General features: G+C 50.5%; 21 protein-coding genes, 3 tRNA genes, 3 other RNA genes and 1 pseudogene. 5 read left to right on the top strand and 23 right to left on the bottom strand.

Annotated elements, in window-relative coordinates:
- Window positions 1–161: 161 nt before the first annotated feature.
- Window positions 162–914 (top strand): 2,3-diphosphoglycerate-dependent phosphoglycerate mutase, encoded by a 753-nt coding sequence (gpmA, locus tag DXU84_RS01670; protein WP_013576415.1) that lies wholly within the window; start codon window positions 162–164, stop codon window positions 912–914.
- A 247-nt stretch (window positions 915–1,161) separates the two neighbouring features.
- The gene (locus DXU84_RS01665; protein ID WP_153374634.1) at window positions 1,162–2,427 is read left to right on the top strand and encodes a DUF1479 domain-containing protein; all 1,266 of its coding nucleotides are present in this window, start codon (window positions 1,162–1,164) and stop codon (window positions 2,425–2,427) included.
- A 264-nt stretch (window positions 2,428–2,691) separates the two neighbouring features.
- Here the strand turns inward: DXU84_RS01665 and DXU84_RS01660 are convergent, their stop codons facing one another.
- Window positions 2,692–3,015 (bottom strand): hypothetical protein, encoded by a 324-nt coding sequence (locus DXU84_RS01660; protein WP_013576418.1) that lies wholly within the window; start codon window positions 3,013–3,015, stop codon window positions 2,692–2,694.
- Between the two features lie 137 nt (window positions 3,016–3,152).
- On the opposite strand from DXU84_RS01660, the pseudogene DXU84_RS01655 reads away from it, so the two are divergent.
- A pseudogene (locus tag DXU84_RS01655) lies at window positions 3,153–3,263 on the top strand (GNAT family N-acetyltransferase); the annotation flags it as partial.
- Window positions 3,264–3,370: 107 nt separating this feature from the next.
- Here DXU84_RS01655 and aroG read toward each other — a convergent pair.
- The gene (aroG, locus tag DXU84_RS01650) at window positions 3,371–4,423 is read right to left on the bottom strand and encodes a 3-deoxy-7-phosphoheptulonate synthase AroG (RefSeq protein ID WP_112151663.1); all 1,053 of its coding nucleotides are present in this window, start codon (window positions 4,421–4,423) and stop codon (window positions 3,371–3,373) included.
- A 203-nt stretch (window positions 4,424–4,626) separates the two neighbouring features.
- Between aroG and DXU84_RS01645 the strand changes: the two genes are divergently transcribed.
- Together DXU84_RS01645 and zitB are read left to right on the top strand one after the other, a co-directional pair.
- Complete coding sequence (locus DXU84_RS01645) at window positions 4,627–4,956, top strand: protein YbgS (protein ID WP_013576421.1); 330 nt, start codon at window positions 4,627–4,629, stop codon at window positions 4,954–4,956.
- A gap of 126 nt (window positions 4,957–5,082) precedes the next feature.
- A complete protein-coding gene (gene zitB / locus DXU84_RS01640) occupies window positions 5,083–6,036 on the top strand; it encodes a CDF family zinc transporter ZitB (protein WP_015690251.1) in 954 nt (317 codons plus the stop codon).
- 65 nt (window positions 6,037–6,101) lie between these two features.
- Here zitB and pnuC read toward each other — a convergent pair whose 3' ends face one another.
- The 21 genes from pnuC to sucC form a co-directional block, all read right to left on the bottom strand.
- A complete protein-coding gene (pnuC, locus tag DXU84_RS01635; protein WP_015690252.1) occupies window positions 6,102–6,824 on the bottom strand; it encodes a nicotinamide riboside transporter PnuC in 723 nt (240 codons plus the stop codon).
- A gap of 58 nt (window positions 6,825–6,882) precedes the next feature.
- Window positions 6,883–7,947, bottom strand: a complete 1,065-nt coding sequence (gene nadA, locus DXU84_RS01630; RefSeq protein ID WP_112198513.1) for a quinolinate synthase NadA — start codon at window positions 7,945–7,947, stop codon at window positions 6,883–6,885.
- A gap of 317 nt (window positions 7,948–8,264) precedes the next feature.
- Window positions 8,265–8,384: non-coding RNA, RtT sRNA (locus DXU84_RS01625), on the bottom strand.
- 14 nt (window positions 8,385–8,398) lie between these two features.
- A non-coding RNA gene (locus tag DXU84_RS01620) (RtT sRNA) lies at window positions 8,399–8,518 on the bottom strand.
- Window positions 8,519–8,532: 14 nt separating this feature from the next.
- A tRNA-Lys gene (locus tag DXU84_RS01615) sits at window positions 8,533–8,608 on the bottom strand.
- A gap of 68 nt (window positions 8,609–8,676) precedes the next feature.
- Window positions 8,677–8,752, bottom strand: a tRNA-Lys gene (locus DXU84_RS01610).
- 70 nt (window positions 8,753–8,822) lie between these two features.
- Window positions 8,823–8,941: non-coding RNA, RtT sRNA (locus DXU84_RS01605), on the bottom strand.
- Between the two features lie 14 nt (window positions 8,942–8,955).
- Window positions 8,956–9,031: transfer RNA gene (locus tag DXU84_RS01600), tRNA-Lys, on the bottom strand.
- A 197-nt stretch (window positions 9,032–9,228) separates the two neighbouring features.
- Window positions 9,229–10,020 carry a cell division protein CpoB gene (gene cpoB / locus DXU84_RS01595; protein ID WP_013576425.1) on the bottom strand — a complete coding sequence of 264 codons (792 nt, stop codon included), beginning with the start codon at window positions 10,018–10,020 and terminating at the stop codon, window positions 9,229–9,231.
- Window positions 10,021–10,029: 9 nt separating this feature from the next.
- A complete protein-coding gene (pal, locus tag DXU84_RS01590; RefSeq protein ID WP_013576426.1) occupies window positions 10,030–10,542 on the bottom strand; it encodes a peptidoglycan-associated lipoprotein Pal in 513 nt (170 codons plus the stop codon).
- A 48-nt stretch (window positions 10,543–10,590) separates the two neighbouring features.
- A complete protein-coding gene (gene tolB, locus DXU84_RS01585; RefSeq protein WP_013576427.1) occupies window positions 10,591–11,883 on the bottom strand; it encodes a Tol-Pal system beta propeller repeat protein TolB in 1,293 nt (430 codons plus the stop codon).
- Window positions 11,884–12,012: 129 nt separating this feature from the next.
- A complete protein-coding gene (gene tolA / locus DXU84_RS01580; protein WP_013576428.1) occupies window positions 12,013–13,224 on the bottom strand; it encodes a cell envelope integrity protein TolA in 1,212 nt (403 codons plus the stop codon).
- A 113-nt stretch (window positions 13,225–13,337) separates the two neighbouring features.
- Complete coding sequence (gene tolR / locus DXU84_RS01575) at window positions 13,338–13,769, bottom strand: colicin uptake protein TolR (protein WP_013576429.1); 432 nt, start codon at window positions 13,767–13,769, stop codon at window positions 13,338–13,340.
- 11 nt (window positions 13,770–13,780) lie between these two features.
- A complete protein-coding gene (gene tolQ, locus DXU84_RS01570; RefSeq protein WP_013576430.1) occupies window positions 13,781–14,470 on the bottom strand; it encodes a Tol-Pal system protein TolQ in 690 nt (229 codons plus the stop codon).
- Window positions 14,467–14,871 (bottom strand): tol-pal system-associated acyl-CoA thioesterase, encoded by a 405-nt coding sequence (gene ybgC / locus DXU84_RS01565; RefSeq protein ID WP_013576431.1) that lies wholly within the window; start codon window positions 14,869–14,871, stop codon window positions 14,467–14,469. Before ybgC ends, tolQ begins: the two co-directional genes overlap by 4 nt.
- Window positions 14,872–15,020: 149 nt before the next feature.
- Window positions 15,021–15,314, bottom strand: a complete 294-nt coding sequence (gene ybgE / locus DXU84_RS01560; RefSeq protein ID WP_013576432.1) for a cyd operon protein YbgE — start codon at window positions 15,312–15,314, stop codon at window positions 15,021–15,023.
- A 2-nt stretch (window positions 15,315–15,316) separates the two neighbouring features.
- Window positions 15,317–15,430, bottom strand: a complete 114-nt coding sequence (cydX, locus tag DXU84_RS01555) for a cytochrome bd-I oxidase subunit CydX (protein WP_013576433.1) — start codon at window positions 15,428–15,430, stop codon at window positions 15,317–15,319.
- Window positions 15,431–15,440: 10 nt separating this feature from the next.
- Window positions 15,441–16,580, bottom strand: coding sequence for a cytochrome d ubiquinol oxidase subunit II (gene cydB, locus DXU84_RS01550; protein WP_013576434.1), 1,140 nt, complete (start codon window positions 16,578–16,580; stop codon window positions 15,441–15,443).
- 14 nt (window positions 16,581–16,594) lie between these two features.
- Window positions 16,595–18,163, bottom strand: coding sequence for a cytochrome ubiquinol oxidase subunit I (cydA, locus tag DXU84_RS01545; protein WP_013576435.1), 1,569 nt, complete (start codon window positions 18,161–18,163; stop codon window positions 16,595–16,597).
- 723 nt (window positions 18,164–18,886) lie between these two features.
- A complete protein-coding gene (gene sucD, locus DXU84_RS01540) occupies window positions 18,887–19,759 on the bottom strand; it encodes a succinate--CoA ligase subunit alpha (protein ID WP_013576436.1) in 873 nt (290 codons plus the stop codon).
- Entirely contained in the window at window positions 19,759–20,925 is a 1,167-nt protein-coding gene (gene sucC / locus DXU84_RS01535; protein WP_013576437.1) for an ADP-forming succinate--CoA ligase subunit beta, read from the bottom strand. The genes sucD and sucC overlap by 1 nt, the downstream gene beginning before the upstream one ends.
- Window positions 20,926–20,940: the final 15 nt, after the last annotated feature.

Genomic DNA, 20,940 nt, shown 5'->3' with positions numbered 1-20,940 from the left:
GCGCGTTTTGTTTTACATCGTCGCAGCAAATTCGTTATGTTTAATACAAACAGCGTCCCGCAAAGATTTCCTGAGGAAGTTTCAGATTGCTGAGTGGGATGCCCAGACCCTATAATGATAACTGTTATCATTGAAAATTGAGTTAACTGAGGAGTTTAGCTATGGCTGTAACCAAGCTGGTGCTGGTAAGACACGGTGAGAGTGAGTGGAATAAAGAAAACCGCTTTACCGGTTGGCATGATGTTGAACTGTCCGATAAGGGCCGCACCGAAGCAAAAGCTGCTGGTCAGCTGCTGAAAGACGAAGGCTTCCAATTCGATTTTGCATACACCTCTGTGCTGAAACGTGCCATCCACACACTGTGGAGCGTTTTGGACGAACTGAACCAGCCATGGCTGCCAGTTGAGAAATCCTGGAAACTGAACGAACGTCATTACGGTGCGTTGCAGGGTCTGGATAAAGCAGAAACTGCACAGAAATACGGTGACGAGCAAGTTAAACAATGGCGTCGTGGTTTTGCTGTGACGCCACCAGAACTGGATCGCGCTGACGAACGTTTCCCTGGCCACGACCCACGTTACGCTAAACTGACTGCGGCAGAACTGCCAACGACAGAAAGCCTGGCGCTGACCATCGAACGCGTCATCCCTTACTGGACTGAAGTGATCAAACCACGCATCGCCAGCGGCGAGCGCGTCATCATCGCGGCACACGGTAATTCCCTGCGCGCACTGGTTAAATATCTCGACGACCTGAGCGAAGAAGAAATTCTGGAACTGAACATCCCTACCGGTGTTCCACTGGTTTACGAGTTTGACGAAAACTACAAACCAATCAAACGTTACTATCTGGGTAATGCCGACGAAATCGCAGCGAAAGCAGCGGCCGTAGCAAACCAGGGTAAAGCGAAGTAATTTCACGTTTTCTTCTGCGTTAAGCAGGAAGATTGGCAAAGGCACGCACACGCGTGCCTTTTTTGTTTTCTGAATCCGACACTCCCCCGCCCTTATCCGGATTTCCGGTAAATCCTCCCTGTTGTGAAAATCGTGATCCAACGCCGGCTTTTCAGATAACAGTTTTGCTACATTCATTTAAACTTTCGAATGAAAGTAATTTAATATTCGTACGAAATAATTATTTCAGCAACCTGCCGGAGGTTTTATGGATAACAGATTTACGTCAACGACATTACCTGTTGATTATAAAAAGAATATTATCGAGATGAAAAAACAACTCCGCGCACAGATTGGCGATGTTGAAGGACTCTTCCGTCAGGTATGCGAAAAAATTGAAACGGAGATCGCCGCAGCACGGGCGGAGGAGGCAGCGAACGGGACTGCATGGCCACAAATCAGCTGGGCAGCGCTGGCGGAAGGCCGGGTTTCTGATGCGCAAATTGCTCAGGTGAAACGCCGCGGCTGTCTGGTGGTCCGTCAGACATTTGACCGCGATGACGCGCTGGCGATGGATAAATCCATGCTGCATTACCTCGATGCCAACCATTTCGATGAGGTCTACCGCGGGCCGGGTGATAACTTCTTCGGATCGCTGGAAGCTTCCCGGCCTGAAATTTATCCGATCTACTGGTCTCACGCGCAAATGGAAGCCAGACAGAGCCAGGAAATCGGCACGGTTCAGTCATTTTTAAACCGTCTCTGGAAGTTCGGGGACCATCAGGGCGCATGGTTTAATCCTGACGTAAATATTATCTATCCGGACAGGATCCGCAGGCGTCTTCCGGGCACCACTTCTAAGGGGCTGGGCGCGCATACCGATTCCGGCGCGTTAGAACGCTGGCTGTTACCGGCGTATCAGAAAGTCTTCCGCAAGATTTTCACCAACCGTTTTGAGGAATACGATCCATGGGATGCGGCTTTCAGACCCGACGTCAATGAATACGATGTGGAAAACACGACGAAATGCTCAGCGTTCCGGACATTCCAGGGCTGGACTGCGCTATCTGATATGCAAACCGGACAGGGCTTGCTGCACGTCGTTCCGGTGCCTGAGGCGATGGCGTATGTGCTGCTGCGCCCGCTGCTTGATGATGTGCCGGAAGATGAACTCTGTGGCGTTGCGCCTGGCCGCGTTTTACCTGTTTCAGAAAAATGGCATCCGCATCTGATTAAAGGCCTGTGCAGTATTCCGGAACTTCAGGCGGGCGACTCGGTATGGTGGCATTGTGACGTCATTCATTCCGTCGCGCCGGTTGAAGATCAGCAAGGATGGGGAAATGTGATGTACATTCCAGCCGCGCCGCTGTGCGAAAAGAATGTCGCTTATGCCCGTAAGGTACACGAAGCGCTGAAGACAGGCGCTTCACCAGCGGATTTCCCCCGCGAAAACTATGAAGCAAACTGGACAGGCCGATTCCTTGAACGAGATCTCAACGCTAACGGACGGCTGGGCGTAGGGCTGAAGAAGTAACTCCGCGGCTACGTTTTCAGTAATGCATAAAACAATAAGCCCCGATAATTAACCGGGGCTTTGACTTTCTCATCAGGCAAAATCAGAAACACGTTAGCACTGAAAATAACGTTGTATTAATTGCGCAAGGAAAGCCATAAACAAGCCAAACCACAAGATTTTGATAAACCAGCGAGCGTACCGCCAGAGATAACGTTCCCTTTCATTAGCTTTGTGAATGGCTTTATCCAGTTCGTCTTCTGTCATCATCCTGCTCTTGCTTTATCAGGTATTTGAATCTTCTACTATCCTGATATTCATCCGTTTAATACGTGAGTAAATCCACAATCCCAGGCAAATAAATGTTCCAAAGAATAGCGTGAACACTTGTGACATTAAGCAGGCAAGGACCGGCGCGGTGATAAACGCTGTAATGCCATAGACGTATTCGCCATTAAGTAAAATCACGTCATACCCAAAAGCCCCCATAACTCCCATCAGCAAACCCACAGGTAAGGCTGCAAACAGCATGCCGACAGACACCAATTTATAGACAGTCCCGGCGGTGATTTTTCGGATTTCTATTGTTCTTATCTGTACTGCGTTCATCTCTCATCCCTGTCAGTTTTTATTGTTAGCAAAAGATAATGTTACACCTCGTGGTGAAAAAATAAACTTCATATTCAACACATTGAGCGATGAATTCATGTAAGTTATTTCTGAACGCCATCAAAAAGGAGATAACAATGCCCGTCAGACTCGCCTGCCCCGATGAAGCGGAAATACTCTGGGAAATCAGAAATCAGGCTATCCGCCACGGATGTAAAAATACCTATGGCGCAGACATTGTGATGGCGAATGCCGATTTGCGTTGTATGGATATGAAATGCACGCTCTGAACATATTCAGGTAATAAAAAGCCCCGCAAAAGCGGGGCTCAGAAAGATATGCTGGCGTTAAAGAATTATCCGCGACGCGCTTTAACGGCGTTCGCGAGATTACGCAGCAGCACTTCGGTATCTTCCCAGCCGATGCAGGCATCGGTCACGCTCTGGCCGTAAACCAGTGGCTCGCCGCTGTCGAGGCTCTGATTCCCTTCGACCAGATGACTTTCGACCATCACGCCCATCACCGCCTGTTCGCCACCCGCAATCTGACCACAAACGTCTTCACACACTTCCATCTGCTTTTTGAATTGCTTACTGCTGTTGGCGTGGCTGAAATCGATCATAATACGGGCTGGCAGTCCGCCTTTTTTCAGGCCTTCTTTCACTTCCTGCACATCCTGAGCACTGTAGTTTGGCTTTTTGCCGCCGCGCAGAATAATATGGCAGTCGTTGTTCCCGCTGGTGTTCACGATAGCGGAGTGACCCCATTTGGTGACAGACAGGAAGCAATGCGGCGCGCCAGCCGCGTTGATGGCGTCGATCGCCACTTTAATGGTACCGTCGGTGCCGTTTTTGAAACCAACCGGGCAAGATAAGCCGGAGGACAACTCACGGTGTACCTGAGATTCCGTGGTACGTGCGCCGATGGCGCCCCAGCTCATTAAATCCGCCAGATATTGTGGCGTAATCATGTCCAGGAACTCGCCCGCCGCTGGCAGACCGCTGTCATTAATATCCAGTAACAGTTTGCGGGCAATGCGCAAACCGTCGTTAATCTGGTAGCTGTTATTCATGTGCGGATCATTAATGAGCCCTTTCCAGCCTACCGTAGTGCGCGGTTTTTCAAAATAAACACGCATCACCACTTCCAGCTCACCTTGCAGCTCTTCACGCATTTTCAGCAAACGGGCAGCGTATTCTTTCGCGGCTTTCGGATCGTTAATGGAGCACGGCCCGATGACGACAAGAAGGCGATCATCGTTTCCTTTCAGTATCTTATGAATGGCATTGCGAGCCTGAGAAACTGTTTTTGCCGCTTTGTCAGTGGCGGGAAATTTTTCGAGCAGGGCAACCGGAGGTAAAAGTTCTTTGATTTCTTTAATGCGTAAATCGTCGTTTTGATAATTCATAACTGTTCCATTCGGGTGTTCATAAGAGACAAAGCGAAACGCTGACCGCGTTCAATCTAGCCGTATTGAATGTCAGTGTAAACCTGCTTTTACACTTACGATTCGTCTCATTTTGATTTAGGACATAATTTATTTAGCTAGGCTTTTATCAGGCACATGAAAAACGACCATGGACCTTTAACGAAACAATGGAGATGAACATTATGAAAAAGCTCGCAATCATGTTACTGACCGCAACCATGGCTCTGACCACCGGCGCTGCTTATGCTGCCGGCGAATCCTCAGCCAGCGATAACAATGGCCAGGCAAATCAGTCCGGCTCGCCGGGTTCAATTCAGAAAATTGCGCCAAAAAGTGTGAGCAACGATCAGATCAACAATACCAGTAAACCTGTGAATGAAGTGAATACCAAAACGGATACCACTACGCATCACATGAGCAAAGACAAACAGCATAAGAAAACCATGTGCAAAGATGGCCGTTGTCCGAATCAGACCCCGGGCACAACACCGTCGAAAGAAACCGGTAACTAATCCCGTCACGGTTGTTCACACAGGAGGAACTTTGTTTCCTCCTTCTTCCTTAACTTCCCCTTCTTGCAACACGTTATGATTACGCTATTGTGATTGTCTCGGTTCATCATTTTTGTGAATATAATTATGTCTTCTTCCCTGTTACCACAGGACAAAAACAGTCGCCGTTTGTTGCTGGCTTTCCTCGTTACTGTGATTTTCATGGTGGCCGAAGTGATTGGCGGGCTGGTCTCCGGCTCTCTGGCGCTTCTGGCCGATGCAGGACACATGCTGACTGACGCCGCCGCGCTGCTTGTCGCATTGCTTGCCGTACGCTTTGCTAAACGTAAGCCGAATACCCGCCATACTTTTGGCTATTTGCGCCTGACGACCATGGCGGCCTTCGTCAATGCCGCTGCGCTGCTGGTGATTGTCGTTCTGATTGTCTGGGAAGCCATCGCGCGATTCTTTAATCCACAGCCGGTGATGGGCACCACTATGCTGGTGATCGCCATCGCTGGCCTGTTTGCCAATATTCTGGCCTTCTGGCTGCTGCATCAGGGCCAGGAAAAAGCCAACATTAATGTGCGTGCCGCCGCGCTGCATGTTCTGGGTGATTTGCTGGGGTCAATTGGGGCGGTCGCTGCGGCGCTGATCATCATGTATACCGGCTGGACACCTGTGGACCCGATTTTATCAGTGCTGGTTTCCTGCCTGGTGTTAAACAATGCCTGGCGGTTGCTGCGGGAGAGTTTCCATGAGTTGCTGGAAGGCACACCGGAAGAGATCGATATCAATAAACTGCGCCGGGATTTATCCCTGAGCATCCCGGAGGTGCGCAACGTGCATCACGTTCACGTCTGGCAGATTGGTGAACAGCGTCTGATGACCGTGCACGTGCAGGTTGTTCCACCGCACGATCACGACGCGCTGCTTTACCGCATTCAGCACCATTTACTGGAAAAATGCCGCATCGGCCATGCCACGATACAGATGGAATATGGCCAGTGTGAAGCACCGGATTGTGAGATGAATGAAATTCCGGTGACCCGCGCCGGGCACGATCATCATGGTCATAGCCATGCACATCATCACCACTGATTCCTCAGGTCAGAACGAGAAAGCAAAACGCCTCCGTTATGGAGGCGTTTTTTATGGTCGCAAAATCAGGCCGGTTGCAAAGGCTGAGAACCGTTTTGCTTTGCACTTTTGATCCACAGCCACGAACCGTTCAGTGCAATCAGCGTCAGCAGCACGTATTCAAGCGCCATCGCATAAACGCCCTGATAAGCGAAAATCGCGACGCTGATGACATCAATGATGACCCACAGCAGCCAGTTCTCGACATATTTTCGGGTCATCAGCAGCATTGCCACAATCGACAACACCATCATTGACGAATCCCAGAACGGGAAGGCATCAGGTTGCAGTTCAGGCATCTGCACATTCAGCCCCAGCGCCTGCATCAGATTCACCGCCACTAGCGTCAGGGTGGCAAAAACGCGGTCAATGTTGAAGGTCATCAGCAGAATGCCTGCGACGCACACTACGCCCCATATCAGCGCTTTGCCACGCGGCAACCAGCGGATCTGCAACTCAGCTTCCTGATCGGCTGTCTGACGACTCCAGGCATACCAGCCGTAGATATTCGCGGCAAAGAAGAAAATCTGCAGCAGCAGGCTGGCGTAAAGCTGGATCTGGAAAAAGATGATCGCAAACAATGTGACGTTGATCAGACCGAACGGATAGTTGATCAGCTTTTCTTTGCTGGCGTACCAGATGCAGAGCAATCCAAAAAGGGTGCCTACAGCTTCAATCCACGACAGGTCATATCCGCCCTTTCCAAGCGGTATATGAACCAGAATATTGCTGGTACTGAAAAAATCCATCATCACATCCTTTTCCTTTTATTGTCAGTCACAAGACATTATCAGTCACAAAAAATGCTTACAGCGCTTTAGCCTGCGTCCGTAATCTAAGTTGGGCAGCAAAATCCAGCATGCGATTCAGGGGGATCAGTGATTTCACACGCAGCGCTTCGTCAACCTCGATAGCATGTTCCGTGCCGCCGTGTTCCAGACCTTCAGCAATGGCTTTAAGGCCATTCATCGCCATCCACGGACAATGTGCGCAGGTACGGCAACTTGCGCCCTCACCCGCCGTCGGCGCTTCAAACAATTCTTTGTCCGGGCACGCCTGCTGCATTTTGTAAAAAATACCACGGTCAGTGGCGACGATCAGTTGCTTCTGAGGCAACGTTTTTGCCGCCTGAATAAGCTGACTGGTAGAACCGACCGCATCAGCCATATCAACGATCGCCTGAGGAGACTCCGGATGCACCAGAACAGCGGCGTTCGGATACAAGCCTTTCATTCGGGTCAGGGCCTGTGTTTTAAACTCGTCATGGACGATACAGGCGCCCTGCCAGCACAAGACGTCTGCCCCCGTCTGCTTACGGACGTAATTTCCGAGGTGCCGGTCAGGTGCCCAGATTATTTTTTCACCCAGACTATCGAGATGTTCAATCAGCTCAACCGCAATGCTTGAGGTCACGACCCAGTCGGCTCTGGCTTTTACTGCTGCTGAGGTATTAGCGTAGACCACAACGGTGCGGTCGGGGTGCTGGTCGCAAAAATCTGAGAAAGCTTGCTCCGGGCAGCCCAGATCCAAAGAACATTCAGCGTTGAGGGTTGGCATCAGCACGGTTTTTTCCGGGCTGAGGATTTTGGCCGTTTCTCCCATGAAGCGCACACCCGCGACAAGCAGGGTCGAAGCAGGATGCTGGCTGCCAAAACGCGCCATCTCTAAAGAATCCGCGACAATACCACCGGTTTCTTCAGCGAGCGCCTGAATTTCAGGATCGGTGTAATAATGCGCCACCATCACGGCATCACGTTCCTTCAGCAGTTTTCTGATCTTCTCTTTATAGAAGGTCTTTTCATCTGCAGTCAGCACCGCGGGTTTCGGAGGGAAAGGATAAACCGTCGCATTCAGATCCAATGTTTCGCTCATACTCGTTATCTCATTCAGTCAGGCAACTTGCCTGGATAGCCATAAGCCACAACAGATCCCACCCGGGAATCCTTAGTTTTGTATGCTAAACAAAATACCGCAAAAAGCAGGGAAAGTCGTCCAAATAATAGACGCAGGGCTTAAAATGTTTACTGGACTTAAAAGAGTCTCGAATGAGACACGCAACGGGGGAACAAAAAGCGAAGACTTAAGAAAAAATGAGGTCTTTTGGGACTCACATGCGAAAAAAGCGCCAAAAGGCGCTTTTCTCTGAATTCTGCAATTTAGATGGCTTCACTGCATTTCCACTTTAACAGTGGTGGGCCGTGCTGGATTGACTCGATTTCACCTCGCCCTGCGGGCAACGCTTGCGCGTTGTCGTCTCGCTTCGCTCGGCTCGAACTTGTGGTTCTCATCCTGCACTGCTTCACTACATTTTCCACTTTGAAAGTGGTGGGCCGTGCTGGATTGACTCGGTTTCACCTCGCCCTGCGGGCAACGCTTGCGCGTTGTCGTCTCGCTTCGCTCGGCTCGAACCTATGGTTCTCATCCTGCACTGCTTCACTGCATTTTCCACTTTAAAAGTGGTGGGCCGTGCTGGATTCGAACCAGCGACCAATTGATTAAAAGTCAACTGCTCTACCAACTGAGCTAACGGCCCATCTAAATGCTGCGTACTGCTTTTACTGTCGGCTTCTAAAATTATTCAGGACATTACACTCTAAAGAGTGGTGGGCCGTGCTGGATTCGAACCAGCGACCAATTGATTAAAAGTCAACTGCTCTACCAACTGAGCTAACGGCCCTTCCTGAATACTGCTTATTGCCAGCGTGTCTTGCAGTTGGTGTGCAAGCCACATGCAATGCTGATTTAGATTGGTGGCCGTGCTGGATTGACTCGGTTTCACCTCGCCTGCGGGCAACGCTTGCGCGTTGTCGTCTCGCTTCGCTCGGCTCGAACCTATGGTTCTCATCCTGCACTGCTTCACTGCATTTTCCACTTTAAAAGTGGTGGGCCGTGCTGGATTCGAACCAGCGACCAATTGATTAAAAGTCAACTGCTCTACCAACTGAGCTAACGGCCCATCTAAACCTGCTGCATATTGCCTAAATCTCTGACAGCGTTAGCCGTTTGGAGTTGTCTGGGCAACGGCGGCATATATTACTTATTTAACTTTTCAGTGCAACTTTAATTTTCAGAAAGAGTGCTAACTGATGGCGTTTCACACACTCAAGCCCAGAAAATGCACGATATGTACATTTTCCGGACCTGAACGAGGAACTATTTTGCAGATAAACGTTTTTGAGCTTGTTTTGCCGCATCGGTATTTGGGTACTGTTTCACGACCTGTGCGAAGACGGCTTTGGCTTTATCAGCCTGCCCTTTCTCCTGCATGATCACCCCAACCTTGAACATTGCGTCAGAACTTTTTGGAGACTTAGGGTAGTTTTTGACCACAACCGCAAAATAATAGGCAGCATCGTCTTTTTTACCCTTGTTGTAATACAACTGTCCCAGCCAGTAATTGGCATTAGGCTGATAAGTTGAATCAGGATATTTTTTTACGAAACTCTGAAAAGCCGCAATGGCTTCATCATACTGTTTCTTTTCCAGCGCCAGTGAAACTGCAGCATTGTAGTCACTGTTCACGTCACCGGTGCTTGCCGGGGCTTGTGCAGCACCCGCATCAGGCGTTGTGGCAGCAGAACCGGAAGCGTCACCTGTGGCTGCTGCAGCACCCGTGCTGGCGGCTCCGGCAGAACTCTGGCTTAAGCTGTCCAGTTGATTAAAAATCTGCTTCTGGCGATCACCAAGCTGACTCAACTGATATTGGTTCTCCTGGATTTGACCACGAAGAGTATCCATATCACGTTGGGTATCAGAAAGTTGTTGCTGGAGTTGAGTTAATAGCTGGCTGTGAGCGTTAGAAATACGCTCCAGAGAGGTGACCCGATCTTCAATCGAGCCTGAGCCGACATTACTGATTGGCGCTTGGGCAGTAGCGGCCCATGGGACCGCTACGCCAACCAGTAACGACAGACTCAACAAGTGAGTTCTGAAGTTACTGCTCATACTACTCTCTTAGTATACCAGTACGGCACGACGGTTTTTAGCGTATGCCGCTTCGTCATGGCCCAGTACAGCTGGTTTTTCTTTACCGTAAGAAACGATAGAGATTTGGTCAGCAGAAACGCCTTTGCCTTGCAGGTACATTTTAACAGCAGTAGCACGACGTTCGCCCAGGGCGATGTTGTACTCTGGAGTACCACGTTCGTCAGCATGACCTTCTACAGTCACTTTGTAAGACGGGTTGCTACGCAGGAAAGCAGCGTGCGCGTCCAACATCTGAGCGAATTCAGAAGACACATCGTATTTGTCCAGGCCAAAGTAAACGATGTTGTTTTTCTGCAGTTCTTGCATCTGCAGACGAGCTTGCTCTTCTGAAGACATGTTTGCGTTTTCAGTGCCTGCGCCAGAGTTCAGACCCATACCGTTGGATTGGTCGTTGTCTGCGTTCTTGTGAGAACTACAAGCAGCTACTGCCAGTACAGGCAACGCCAGCATCAGCCCTTTCAGCACTTTATTCAGTTGCATCTATTCGATCCTTTTATAATTTTTTGCCATACATAGTTTTTCTATGCATTACAGATACGGCGACCAGGCAGGAAATTTGACCTGTCCATCAGTTGCCGGAAGACGCGCTTTGAAGCGCCCATCAGTCGATACCAACTGCAATACGGAACCCAGTCCTTGAGAGGAACTGTAAATTACCATGGTGCCATTTGGTGCGAGGCTAGGCGTTTCATCCAGGAACGTGTCCGTCAATGTTTGAACGGCTCCCGTTGCCAGATCTAGTTTAGCGATGTGCTGTGTACCGCTGGCGCTGCTCACCATAACCAGGAACTTGCCATCTGTACTTACATCAGAGTCCTGATTCTGCGAGCCTTCCCAGGTCAGACGCTGAGGCGCACCGCCATTAATGTTGACTTTATAAACCTGCGGACGACCGCCCTGATCCGACGTGAATGCCAGATTCTGGCTGTCCGGGAACCAGGTTGGTTCCGTATTGTTGCTACGTCCGTTAGTCACCTGACTAATCTGGCCAGAAGACAGATTCATCACATACAGGTTCAGGCTACCGTCTTTAGACAGTGCGAAAGCCAGTTTGCTGCCATCCGGAGAGAAAGCAGGTGCACCGTTGTGACGAGGGAATGAAGCAATCTGCTTGATTGCACCGTTTGCCAGCGTCTGAACCACCAATGCTGAACGACCGCTCTCAAAGGTGACGTAAGCCAGTTTGCTGCCGTCCGGAGACCAGGCCGGAGACATCAGAGGCTCAGGTGAACGGTGAACGACAAACTGATTGTATCCATCGTAATCCGCTACACGCAGTTCATACGGGAATTTCCCGCCGTTAGTCTGCACGATATAAGCGATACGGGTACGGAATGCGCCTTTAATACCGGTCAGCTTTTCAAACACTTCATCGCTGGCGGTATGGGCGGAATAACGCAACCATTGTTTGGTCACTTTGTACTGGTTTTGCGCCAGCACGGTACCTGGTGCGCCAGAGGTATCCACCAGTTGGTAAGACACCACATAGCTGCCATCGGCTGCAGGCTGAACCTGACCGATAACAACAGCATCAATACCCAGCGCGGTCCAGGCTGCAGGGGTCACTTCTGCGGCGGAGGTTGGCTGCTGAGGCATACGTGATGCATCAATAGGATTGAATTTGCCACTGTTACGTAAGTCAGCAGCAACGATACCACCCACATCTTCAGGTGGTGTACCCGGGCCAGCCCATTTGAATGGCACAACGCCAATCGGACGAGCTGTATCTACCCCTTGGGTAATTTCAATGCGAACTTCTGCATGAACCACAGATGCCCACATCATCAAAAGGCCGAACGCTACTCGAAATGCCTGCTTCATTGTATCTCCCTTATCTGGACGTATCTGCCCGCGATAATTTAGCAGAATTTTAACAAACCAACGCACACAAAACTAGAATTACACCCTGCAAACCATCGTAAAAATCTGAAAAGTTATCATTTTCATCTTTTATTGAGGTTTGAAATCTATCGGAGCATTTTTAAATACTTCATAGACGGCTTCAGAAGGCGGTTTCGGGAACTTCGCCTGTCGGGCTGCGGCAAGCGCCGCCTGACACAGTGCAGGATCCCCACCTTCTGCCGACACACTGATTAATGAGCCATCAGGGTTCATTTTAACGCGCAACGCACAGGTTTTGCCTGTATAAGATGACGCGTCATAGAATCTGCTCTCGATGGCAGCCTTAATCTGGCTACCATAGTTCGCAATATCAGCCCCGGATGCCCCCGCCTTTTTCTGAGTCCCCTTCCCTGAAGGAGCAGAAGCGCCGCCACCTGTTGCGCCTTTCGGTGCATTTTTGGAGTCGGCAAGGCCATCAAATAAGTTATTCGCATCAGCGGCTTCTTTGGCTGCTGCGGCGGCGGCAGCTTTTTTATCCGCTGCAGCTTTCTTGGCAGCAGCGGCAGCTTCCGCTTTTTTCTCTGCGGCAGCGGCAGCTTTTGCATCGGCGGCGGCTTTGGCATCGGCGTCAGCTTGTGCCTTCGCATCAGCCGCGGCCTGAGCTTTTGCCTCAGCAGCAGCCTGTTTTTTGGCTTCTGCGGCCGCTTCTTTCTTAGCGTCCGCTTCGGCTTGTTTCTTCGCTGCGGCAGCGGCGGCGGCAGCTTCAGCCTCTGCTTGTTTTTTAGCATCAGCTTGTGCTTTAGCCGCTTCTTTCGCAGCATCTGCTTTCGCCTGAGCGGCCGCTTTGGCCGCTTCAGCCTTCGCTTGTGCGGCAGCAGCTTCTGCCTGTTTCTGCTGTTCTTTCGCCTGCTCAGCGGCTTGTTCAGCCTGCTTCTGCTGCTGAGCCTGTTCCTGAGCCTGCTGCTTGGCATTTTCCTGCGCTTGCAGACGCTCTTTCTCAAGTTCTTTCAGGCGTTGCTGTTCTGCGGCCTGTTTCTGTTGCAGCTCTTCAGCCTGTTGTTCTGATTTTTTCTGACGCGCTGCGGCAGCACGTTGGGAATCAGCCTGTTGCTGCTGCTGACGGTTGTACTGATCGACCACGGCACTTGGATCAACCATTACGGCAGAGATATCGCTACCGCCACCGCCGCCACTCATGCTGGTATCTTCGTCCAGCGATCCCCAAATCAACAGGGCTATAATGATGATATGCAGAACGACCGAAACAATAACGGCGCGTTTGAGCTTATCGTTTTGTTCAGTTGCAGTTGCCTTTACCAAAATAGATTTCCCAAGACAGGATTACTAAAAACCCGGTTTCCTGTATTGCCTGTCATACTTTTAACAAGCCAGAGAATGCCGGGTTTCAAATAAGTGTTACAAATTACCTATCCTCAGATAGGTTGTGTCATCAATCCGACAGACTTCACGCCAGCCTGATGCAGCATGTTCAGCGCCTTAATAATTTCATCATAAGGCACATCTTTCGCACCACCGATCAGAAATACCGTCTTCGGATTGGCCTGAATACGGCTGGTCGCTTCCGCGATCACCTGCTGTTCAGGCAATTGTTCCATACGCTGATGGTCAACCACGATGGTGTATTGACCCACGCCAGACACTTCAACAATCACTGGCGGATTATCATCGCTGGACACCGTTTTAGAATCCGTTGCGTCAGGCAAATCAACTTCCACACTCTGGGTAATGATGGGCGCTGTTGCCATAAAAATCAGTAACAGAACCAGCAGTACGTCCAGCAGCGGAACGATATTGATCTCCGACTTACCTTCGCGACGGTTACGACGACCTCGTGAACGAGCCATACTCTCCCCCTTTAGTTACTGCTGGTTTCGCGAGAGAAAGCCTGACGGTGCAGGATAGCCGTGAATTCTTCCATGAAGTTATCGTAGTTTTGCTCAAGCTTGTTCACACGCTGGTTCAGGCGGTTATACGCCATAACAGCAGGAATGGCGGCAAACAGACCAATCGCGGTGGCGATCAGTGCTTCTGCGATACCCGGAGCAACCATTTGCAACGTTGCCTGTTTCACAGAACCTAAACCGATAAAGGCGTGCATGATCCCCCAGACTGTACCGAACAGACCGATATAAGGGCTGATAGAACCGACAGTACCAAGGAACGGAATGTGAGTTTCAAGTGATTCGAGTTCACGGTTAAAAGAAATACGCATCGCACGTGAAGAACCTTCAATCACGGCTTCTGGCGCGTGGCTGTTGGCACGATGAAGACGGGCGAACTCTTTAAAACCGGAATGGAAGATCTGCTCTGCCCCGCTCAGGGTTTCGCGGCGGCCCTGACTTTCCTGATACAGACGGGAAAGTTCGATACCGGACCAGAATTTATCTTCGAACGCTTCTGCCTCGCGGGTGGCGGCATTCAGCACTTTGGTGCGTTGAATGATGATCGCCCAGGACGCGATAGAGAAGCACACCAGGACAAGCATAATCAGCTTGACCAGGATGCTGGCCTTCAAAAATAAATCAAGAATGTTCATGTCAGTCACTGCTTAAACTCCGCGACAATAGACTTAGGAAGCGCTCGGGGCTTCATTTGGTTTGGATCAATGCATGCGATCAACACTTCTGCAGAACTCAGAAGGTTTCCATGCGAATCAAGAATTCGTTGTGCAAAAGTAAGAGAAGCTCCGCGAATGGACGTAATCTCACTCTGAACATCCAGCAGGTCATCTAAGCGAGCTGGTGCAAAGTATTCGACCGTCATGCGGCGGACAGCAAAAGCGACGTGTTCACTCAGCAACTGCTGCTGGTGAAAATTGCGTTGGCGCAACATCTCTGTGCGAGCCCTTTCATAAAAGGCGACGTATCGGGCATGGTAGACCACACCTCCCGCGTCTGTGTCCTCAAAATAGACACGAACCGGCCATCGGAACAACGAATTACTCACTGTACATCCCGTAATGCAATTTGACGGCACTACTATACGCAAGAGAATTGGGGTTGGGAATGGGTAGGATTGCTGGAATGAAAATAATTATGGGCCAGCACGGCCCATAAGAAAATTACTGTAAATTTGTCTTTTTTTTATGCAAAAAATCAGCTGAAAAAGTAATAAAGTCCTGCAGCTAGCGCAATCATCGCCAGCAATGGCGAGAAGAAAGCCTTCCAGACTGATTTATTCGGGCGAAAACCCAGGCCGTGGATCACGCCACTGCACACAGCCCATATCAAAATGAGCCCATGCCAGACTTCAAGCTGACTGGTCGACGAGGCAAACATGCCCGGTTTCCAGAAAACGCAACCGGCCAGTGCCAGTGACATCACAAGCGAAAGGGCCCGCAAGGGGCCCTTGTCTGTGATGGCGTAGAGTTTATCCACGATCACACTCATTATTACTTCTCTTCTTTAGCCGCTTTATTGGCTTCGCTGTGTTCAAACGCCAGCGCGGTAATGATACCGAATGAGCAAGCCAGTAAGGTGCCGAGGATCCAGGCAAAATACCACATGGTGTTCTCCTTAATACAACGAATGCTTGTTGTTCTCGATGTAGTGTTTATCGAGGCGCCCGAACATCTTGTAATACGCCCATGAGGTGTAAATCAGGATGATTGGCACAAAGATACAAGCGACAACGGTCATCACTCTCAGCGTCAACAGCGTAGATGTTGCATCCCACATTGTCAGGCTGGCATTCGGTTCAGTGATAGAAGGCATCACGAACGGGAACATAGTGATACCGGCAGTCAGGATCACACAGGCGATAGTCAGTGAGTTACTGATGAACGCCAGCGCGGCTTTATTCATGCGCGAGAACAAAATGGTCAGCAGCGGCAAAATCACACCTAACGCAGGAATTGCCCACAGGCCCGGCGTCTTGTTGAAGTTCGCCAGCCATGCACCCGCTTCATGAGACACAGTTTTGCGCAGCGGGTTAGACGGACCAGCGTGATCCATAACGGATGTCACGGTGAAGCCATCAATCCCTTTCACTAACCAGATACCCGCCAGCAGGAAGCACACCATCATCACCAGCGCAGAAATCTGCGACGCGGTACGGGTACGCAGGTGCAGTTCACCCACAGTACGCATTTGCAGGTAGGTAGCGCCCTGGGTGATCAGCATAGTCAGGCTCACCAGACCGGCCAGAATGCCGTACGGGTTCAGCAAGCCCAGCAGATTACCGGTGTAGAACAGACGCAGGTCGCTGTCGATATGGAACGGCACCCCTAACAGAAGGTTACCGAAGGCCACACCGAACACCAGAGCGGGCACGAAGCTGCCGATAAAGATGCCCCAGTCCCACATGCCACGCCAGCGAGCGCTCTCGAGTTTTGAACGGTAATCAAAGCCCAGCGGACGGAAGAACAAGGCGCACAACACCAGCACCATCGCGGCATAGAAGCCGGAGAAAGCCGCTGCGTAGACCATCGGCCAGGCAGCGAACAATGCGCCACCGGCCGTAATCAGCCAGACCTGGTTGCCGTCCCAGTGCGGGGCGATGGCGTTAATCATCACGCGGCGGTCAGTATCGGTTTTACCGATAATGCGCACCAGGATGCCTACGCCCATATCAAATCCATCGGTGACGGCGAAGCCGATAAACAGCACGCCAATCAGCACCCACCAGATGAACCGTAAAACTTCATAATCAAACATAAGTGGACTCCCTATTACCGAGCTTGCTCAAGTGGCGCTGAAGTTTGTTCATAATGATAACGGCCAGTTTTCAGGCTGCTTGGGCCCAGGCGCGCATATTTGAACATCAGGAACATTTCAGCGACCAGGAACAGGGTGTACAGACCGCAGATGAGGATCATCGAGGACAGTACATCACCCACAGTCAGTGAAGAGTGTGCAACCGCAGTCGGTAACACTTCACCAATCGCCCAAGGCTGACGGCCATATTCAGCCACGAACCAGCCCGCTTCGACAGCAATCCACGGTAATGGCAGGCCGATGAATACCGCGCGGTGTAACCAGCGTTTCTGACCAATCTTGCCGCGCAGGACAGTATAGAAGGACAGCGCAATCAGGACGAACATCAGGATGCCGCAGGCAACCATGATACGGAATGCGAAGTACAGAGGCAGAACGCGTGGAATAGAATCTTTGGTCGCTTTCTGAATCTGTGCGTCAGTCGCTCCCGCCGGGTTGTCGGTATAGCGTTTGAGCAACATACCGTAGCCCAGATCCTGCTTAGCATTTTCGAAATCGCTGCGGACTTTCGGGTCAGTATTGCCCGAACGCAGTTCTTCCAGCAGGGTGTACGCTTTCATACCGTTGCGGATACGCACTTCATGTTGCGCCATCAGGTCTTTCAGACCAGTAACCGGCGTATCCACGGAACGCGTAGCAATCAGGCCGAGCAGGTAAGGAATTTGAATGGAATATTCATTTTCCATTTTGTCCTGATTAGGCATGCCGAACAGCGTGAAACTTGCCGGTGCAGGTTGGGTATCCCACTCTGCTTCGATAGCCGCCAGTTTGGTTTTCTGTACGTCACCCATTTCATAACCGGATTCATCACCCAGTACGATAACGGAGAGCACTGCGGCCAGACCGAAGCTTGCAGCGATAGCAAATGAACGCTTCGCAAAACCTACGTCGCGGCCTTTTAACAGGTAGTAAGAGCTGATAGCCAGAATGAACATCGCGCCAGTCACATAACCAGACGCTACGGTATGAACGAATTTAACCTGTGCGACCGGGTTCAGAACCAGCTCAGAGAAGCTGACCATTTCCATACGCATGGTTTCGTAGTTGAAGGTCGATGCAATCGGGTTTTGCATCCAGCCGTTCGCCACCAGGATCCACAGTGCTGACAAGTTTGAGCCAAGGGCAACAAACCAGGTCACTGTCATATGCTGAACTTTAGAAAGACGGTCCCATCCGAAGAAGAACAGGCCCACTAAAGTGGATTCCAGGAAGAACGCCATTAAACCTTCAATCGCCAGAGGCGCACCGAAGATATCACCGACGTAATGTGAGAAATATGACCAGTTAGTCCCGAACTGGAATTCCATGGTTAAACCGGTTGCAACGCCCAATGCAAAGTTAATTGCAAAAAGTTTGCCCCAGAATTTGGTCATATCTTTATAGATTTGTTTGCCGGAAAGCACATAAACCGTTTCCATAATTGCCAGTAAAAACGCCATACCCAGCGTTAATGGGACAAATAGGAAATGGTACATGGCTGTTAAAGCAAACTGTAAACGCGACAGTTCAACGATATCAAACATCTTGACCCCTTGCTCCTCGGAGGAAGACCCCAAATTGCGATCTCTGACGAACCGGTTGCCGGAACGCCTCATGACTACCAGTATTCAAATGTGTGCAGAACAGAGAGCCAGCATTCAGTGCGAGTAACGCTGTCAGCGGGACACTCTGAACCCGGAAAAAGCGCGATCAGCGGGCCTGTAACAGGCTGATGAACGGGCAAAATCACGGGAAAAATAATCATACAAAAAACGGATGGTTACAGGAGCATTATGTTACGCCAGTAATCCCACACATTAAATAGGTTTTTTAGTGACCCAAAGCGGATTTCCGTGTACAGGTCAATTTAAGAACAAAACAGTGATAATCGCTGTAATTGATCTGACGCAATTTAAGCCTATCTCATTGTTTATTTCTATAATGTCTTCATCAATTTCGAAAAAAATATTTCAGGATGTTAACTGTTGGTTTCATTGAGCTTTAAGGGTGGCTTTTATGTTAATTAATTGTGTTTATATGGTTATCGTTAATATTTATTTTGCTACCTATTTAAACCTAATTATTAACCTTTTATTTCCAATGAACCTATCGTGCTGTGTTAATAAATATAGCTCAATTCAGCGAATGTTAACTATTTCGCTTAAAATAAAAAAGGCCACCCTAAGGTGGCCAACATGTCGAATCTTTTTCTTAAATAAAATGGCTTCACCCGCACCGTAATTTCACCGGTGCGGGTGGGGTAATACTTATTGCGGAAGCAATGATTTCACGGCTTCGCCGATATCGGCCAGGCTGCGAACGGTTTTCACGCCTGCCGCTTCCAGCGCTGCAAATTTCTCATCAGCAGTGCCTTTACCACCGGCAATGATGGCGCCTGCATGGCCCATACGTTTGCCTTTAGGCGCAGTCACACCCGCGATATAGCCCACAACCGGTTTAGTCACGTGTGCTTTGATGTACGCGGCAGCTTCTTCTTCCGCGTTACCACCGATTTCACCGATCATCACGATCACTTCAGTCTGTGGATCTTCCTGGAACAGCTTCAGGATATCGATGAAGTTAGAGCCCGGGATCGGGTCACCGCCGATACCGACGCAGGTAGACTGGCCGTAACCGTAATCAGTTGTCTGTTTAACGGCTTCATACGTCAGCGTACCGGAACGGGAAACGATGCCCACTTTGCCTGGCAGATGAATGTGGCCCGGCATGATGCCGATTTTGCATTCGCCCGGCGTGATAACACCCGGACAGTTTGGCCCGATCATCACTGCATCGCTCTGATCCAGTTTCACTTTAACCACCAACATATCCAGCGTCGGAATGCCTTCAGTGATACAGATGATCAGTTTAATACCTGCATCCAGCGCTTCCAGAATAGAGTCTTTACAGAACGGTGCCGGCACATAAATCACAGACGCCGTTGCACCGGTAGTTTCTACCGCTTCACGCACGGTATTGAACACTGGCAAGCCCAGATGCTCGGTGCCGCCTTTGCCTGGCGTAACGCCGCCAACCATTTTGGTGCCGTAAGCGATGGCTTGTTCGGAGTGGAAAGTCCCCTGGCTACCGGTGAAACCCTGGCAGATAACTTTGGTGTTCTTGTTGATTAAAATCGACATTATTTCCCCTCCACTGCCGCGACAACTTGTTGAGCCGCATTCGTCAGGCTGGTCGCTGCAATGATGTTCAAACCGCTGTCTGCCAGTTTTTTGGCACCCAGCTCGGCATTGTTACCTTCAAGACGCACCACAACCGGTACGCTGACGCCCACTTCTTCCACCGCGCCGATGATACCGTCGGCGATCAGGTCGCAACGAACGATACCGCCGAAGATGTTAACGAAGACAGCTTTGACTTTTTCATCGGACAGGATGATTTTGAAGGCTTCGGTCACGCGTTCTTTGGTTGCGCCACCGCCAACATCCAGGAAGTTAGCCGGTTCGCCACCGTGCAGTTTCACGATATCCATGGTACCCATTGCCAGACCGGCACCGTTCACCATGCAACCGATGTTGCCGTCGAGTGCAACGTAGTTCAGTTCCCACTGCGCTGCCTGAGATTCACGGGCATCTTCCTGGCTGTAATCGCGCATTTCGCGCAATTCTGGCTGACGGAACAAGGCGTTGCCGTCTGCACCCAGTTTGCCGTCGAGGCAGATCAGGTCGCCAGCGGTAGTCACCACCAGCGGGTTGATTTCGATCAGCGCCAGATCGCGCTCAAGGAAGATGTTCGCCAGACCCATGAAGATCTTGGTGAACTGCTGAACCTGCTTACCGGTCAGGCCCAGTTTGAAAGCCAGTTCGCGTCCCTGATAAGGCTGCGGACCTGCCAGCGGATCCAGTGCCACTTTATGGATCAGGTGTGGCGTCTCTTCTGCCACTTTCTCAATTTCCACGCCGCCTTCTGTAGATGCCATGAACACCACGCGACGGGAGCTGCGATCCACTACCGCACCGAGGTACAGTTCCTGATCGATATCCGTTGCCGCTTCAACCAGGATCTGGTTAACCGGCTGACCGCTGGCGTCTGTCTGGTAAGTGACCAGACGTTTACCCAGCCAGTGCTCAGCAAAAGCGCGGATCTCTTCTTTGCTTTTGACCACTTTCACGCCGCCCGCTTTACCGCGGCCACCGGCATGAACCTGACATTTCACCACCCACGGACCGGCACCGATTTTCGATGCAGCCTCTTCCGCTTCACGCGGGGTGGAACAGGCGAAGCCCGTCGGTGCTGGCAGGCCGTAGCGCAGGAACAGCTGTTTCGCCTGATACTCGTGTAAATTCATGATGTTCTATCCATT

This window comes from Rahnella sp. RcJ3, assembly GCF_009498575.1.
Lineage (GTDB): Bacteria > Pseudomonadota > Gammaproteobacteria > Enterobacterales > Enterobacteriaceae > Rahnella > Rahnella aceris.
Note: the sequence above shows the minus strand (reverse complement) of the source record. Positions and strands in the feature narration are given on the sequence as shown.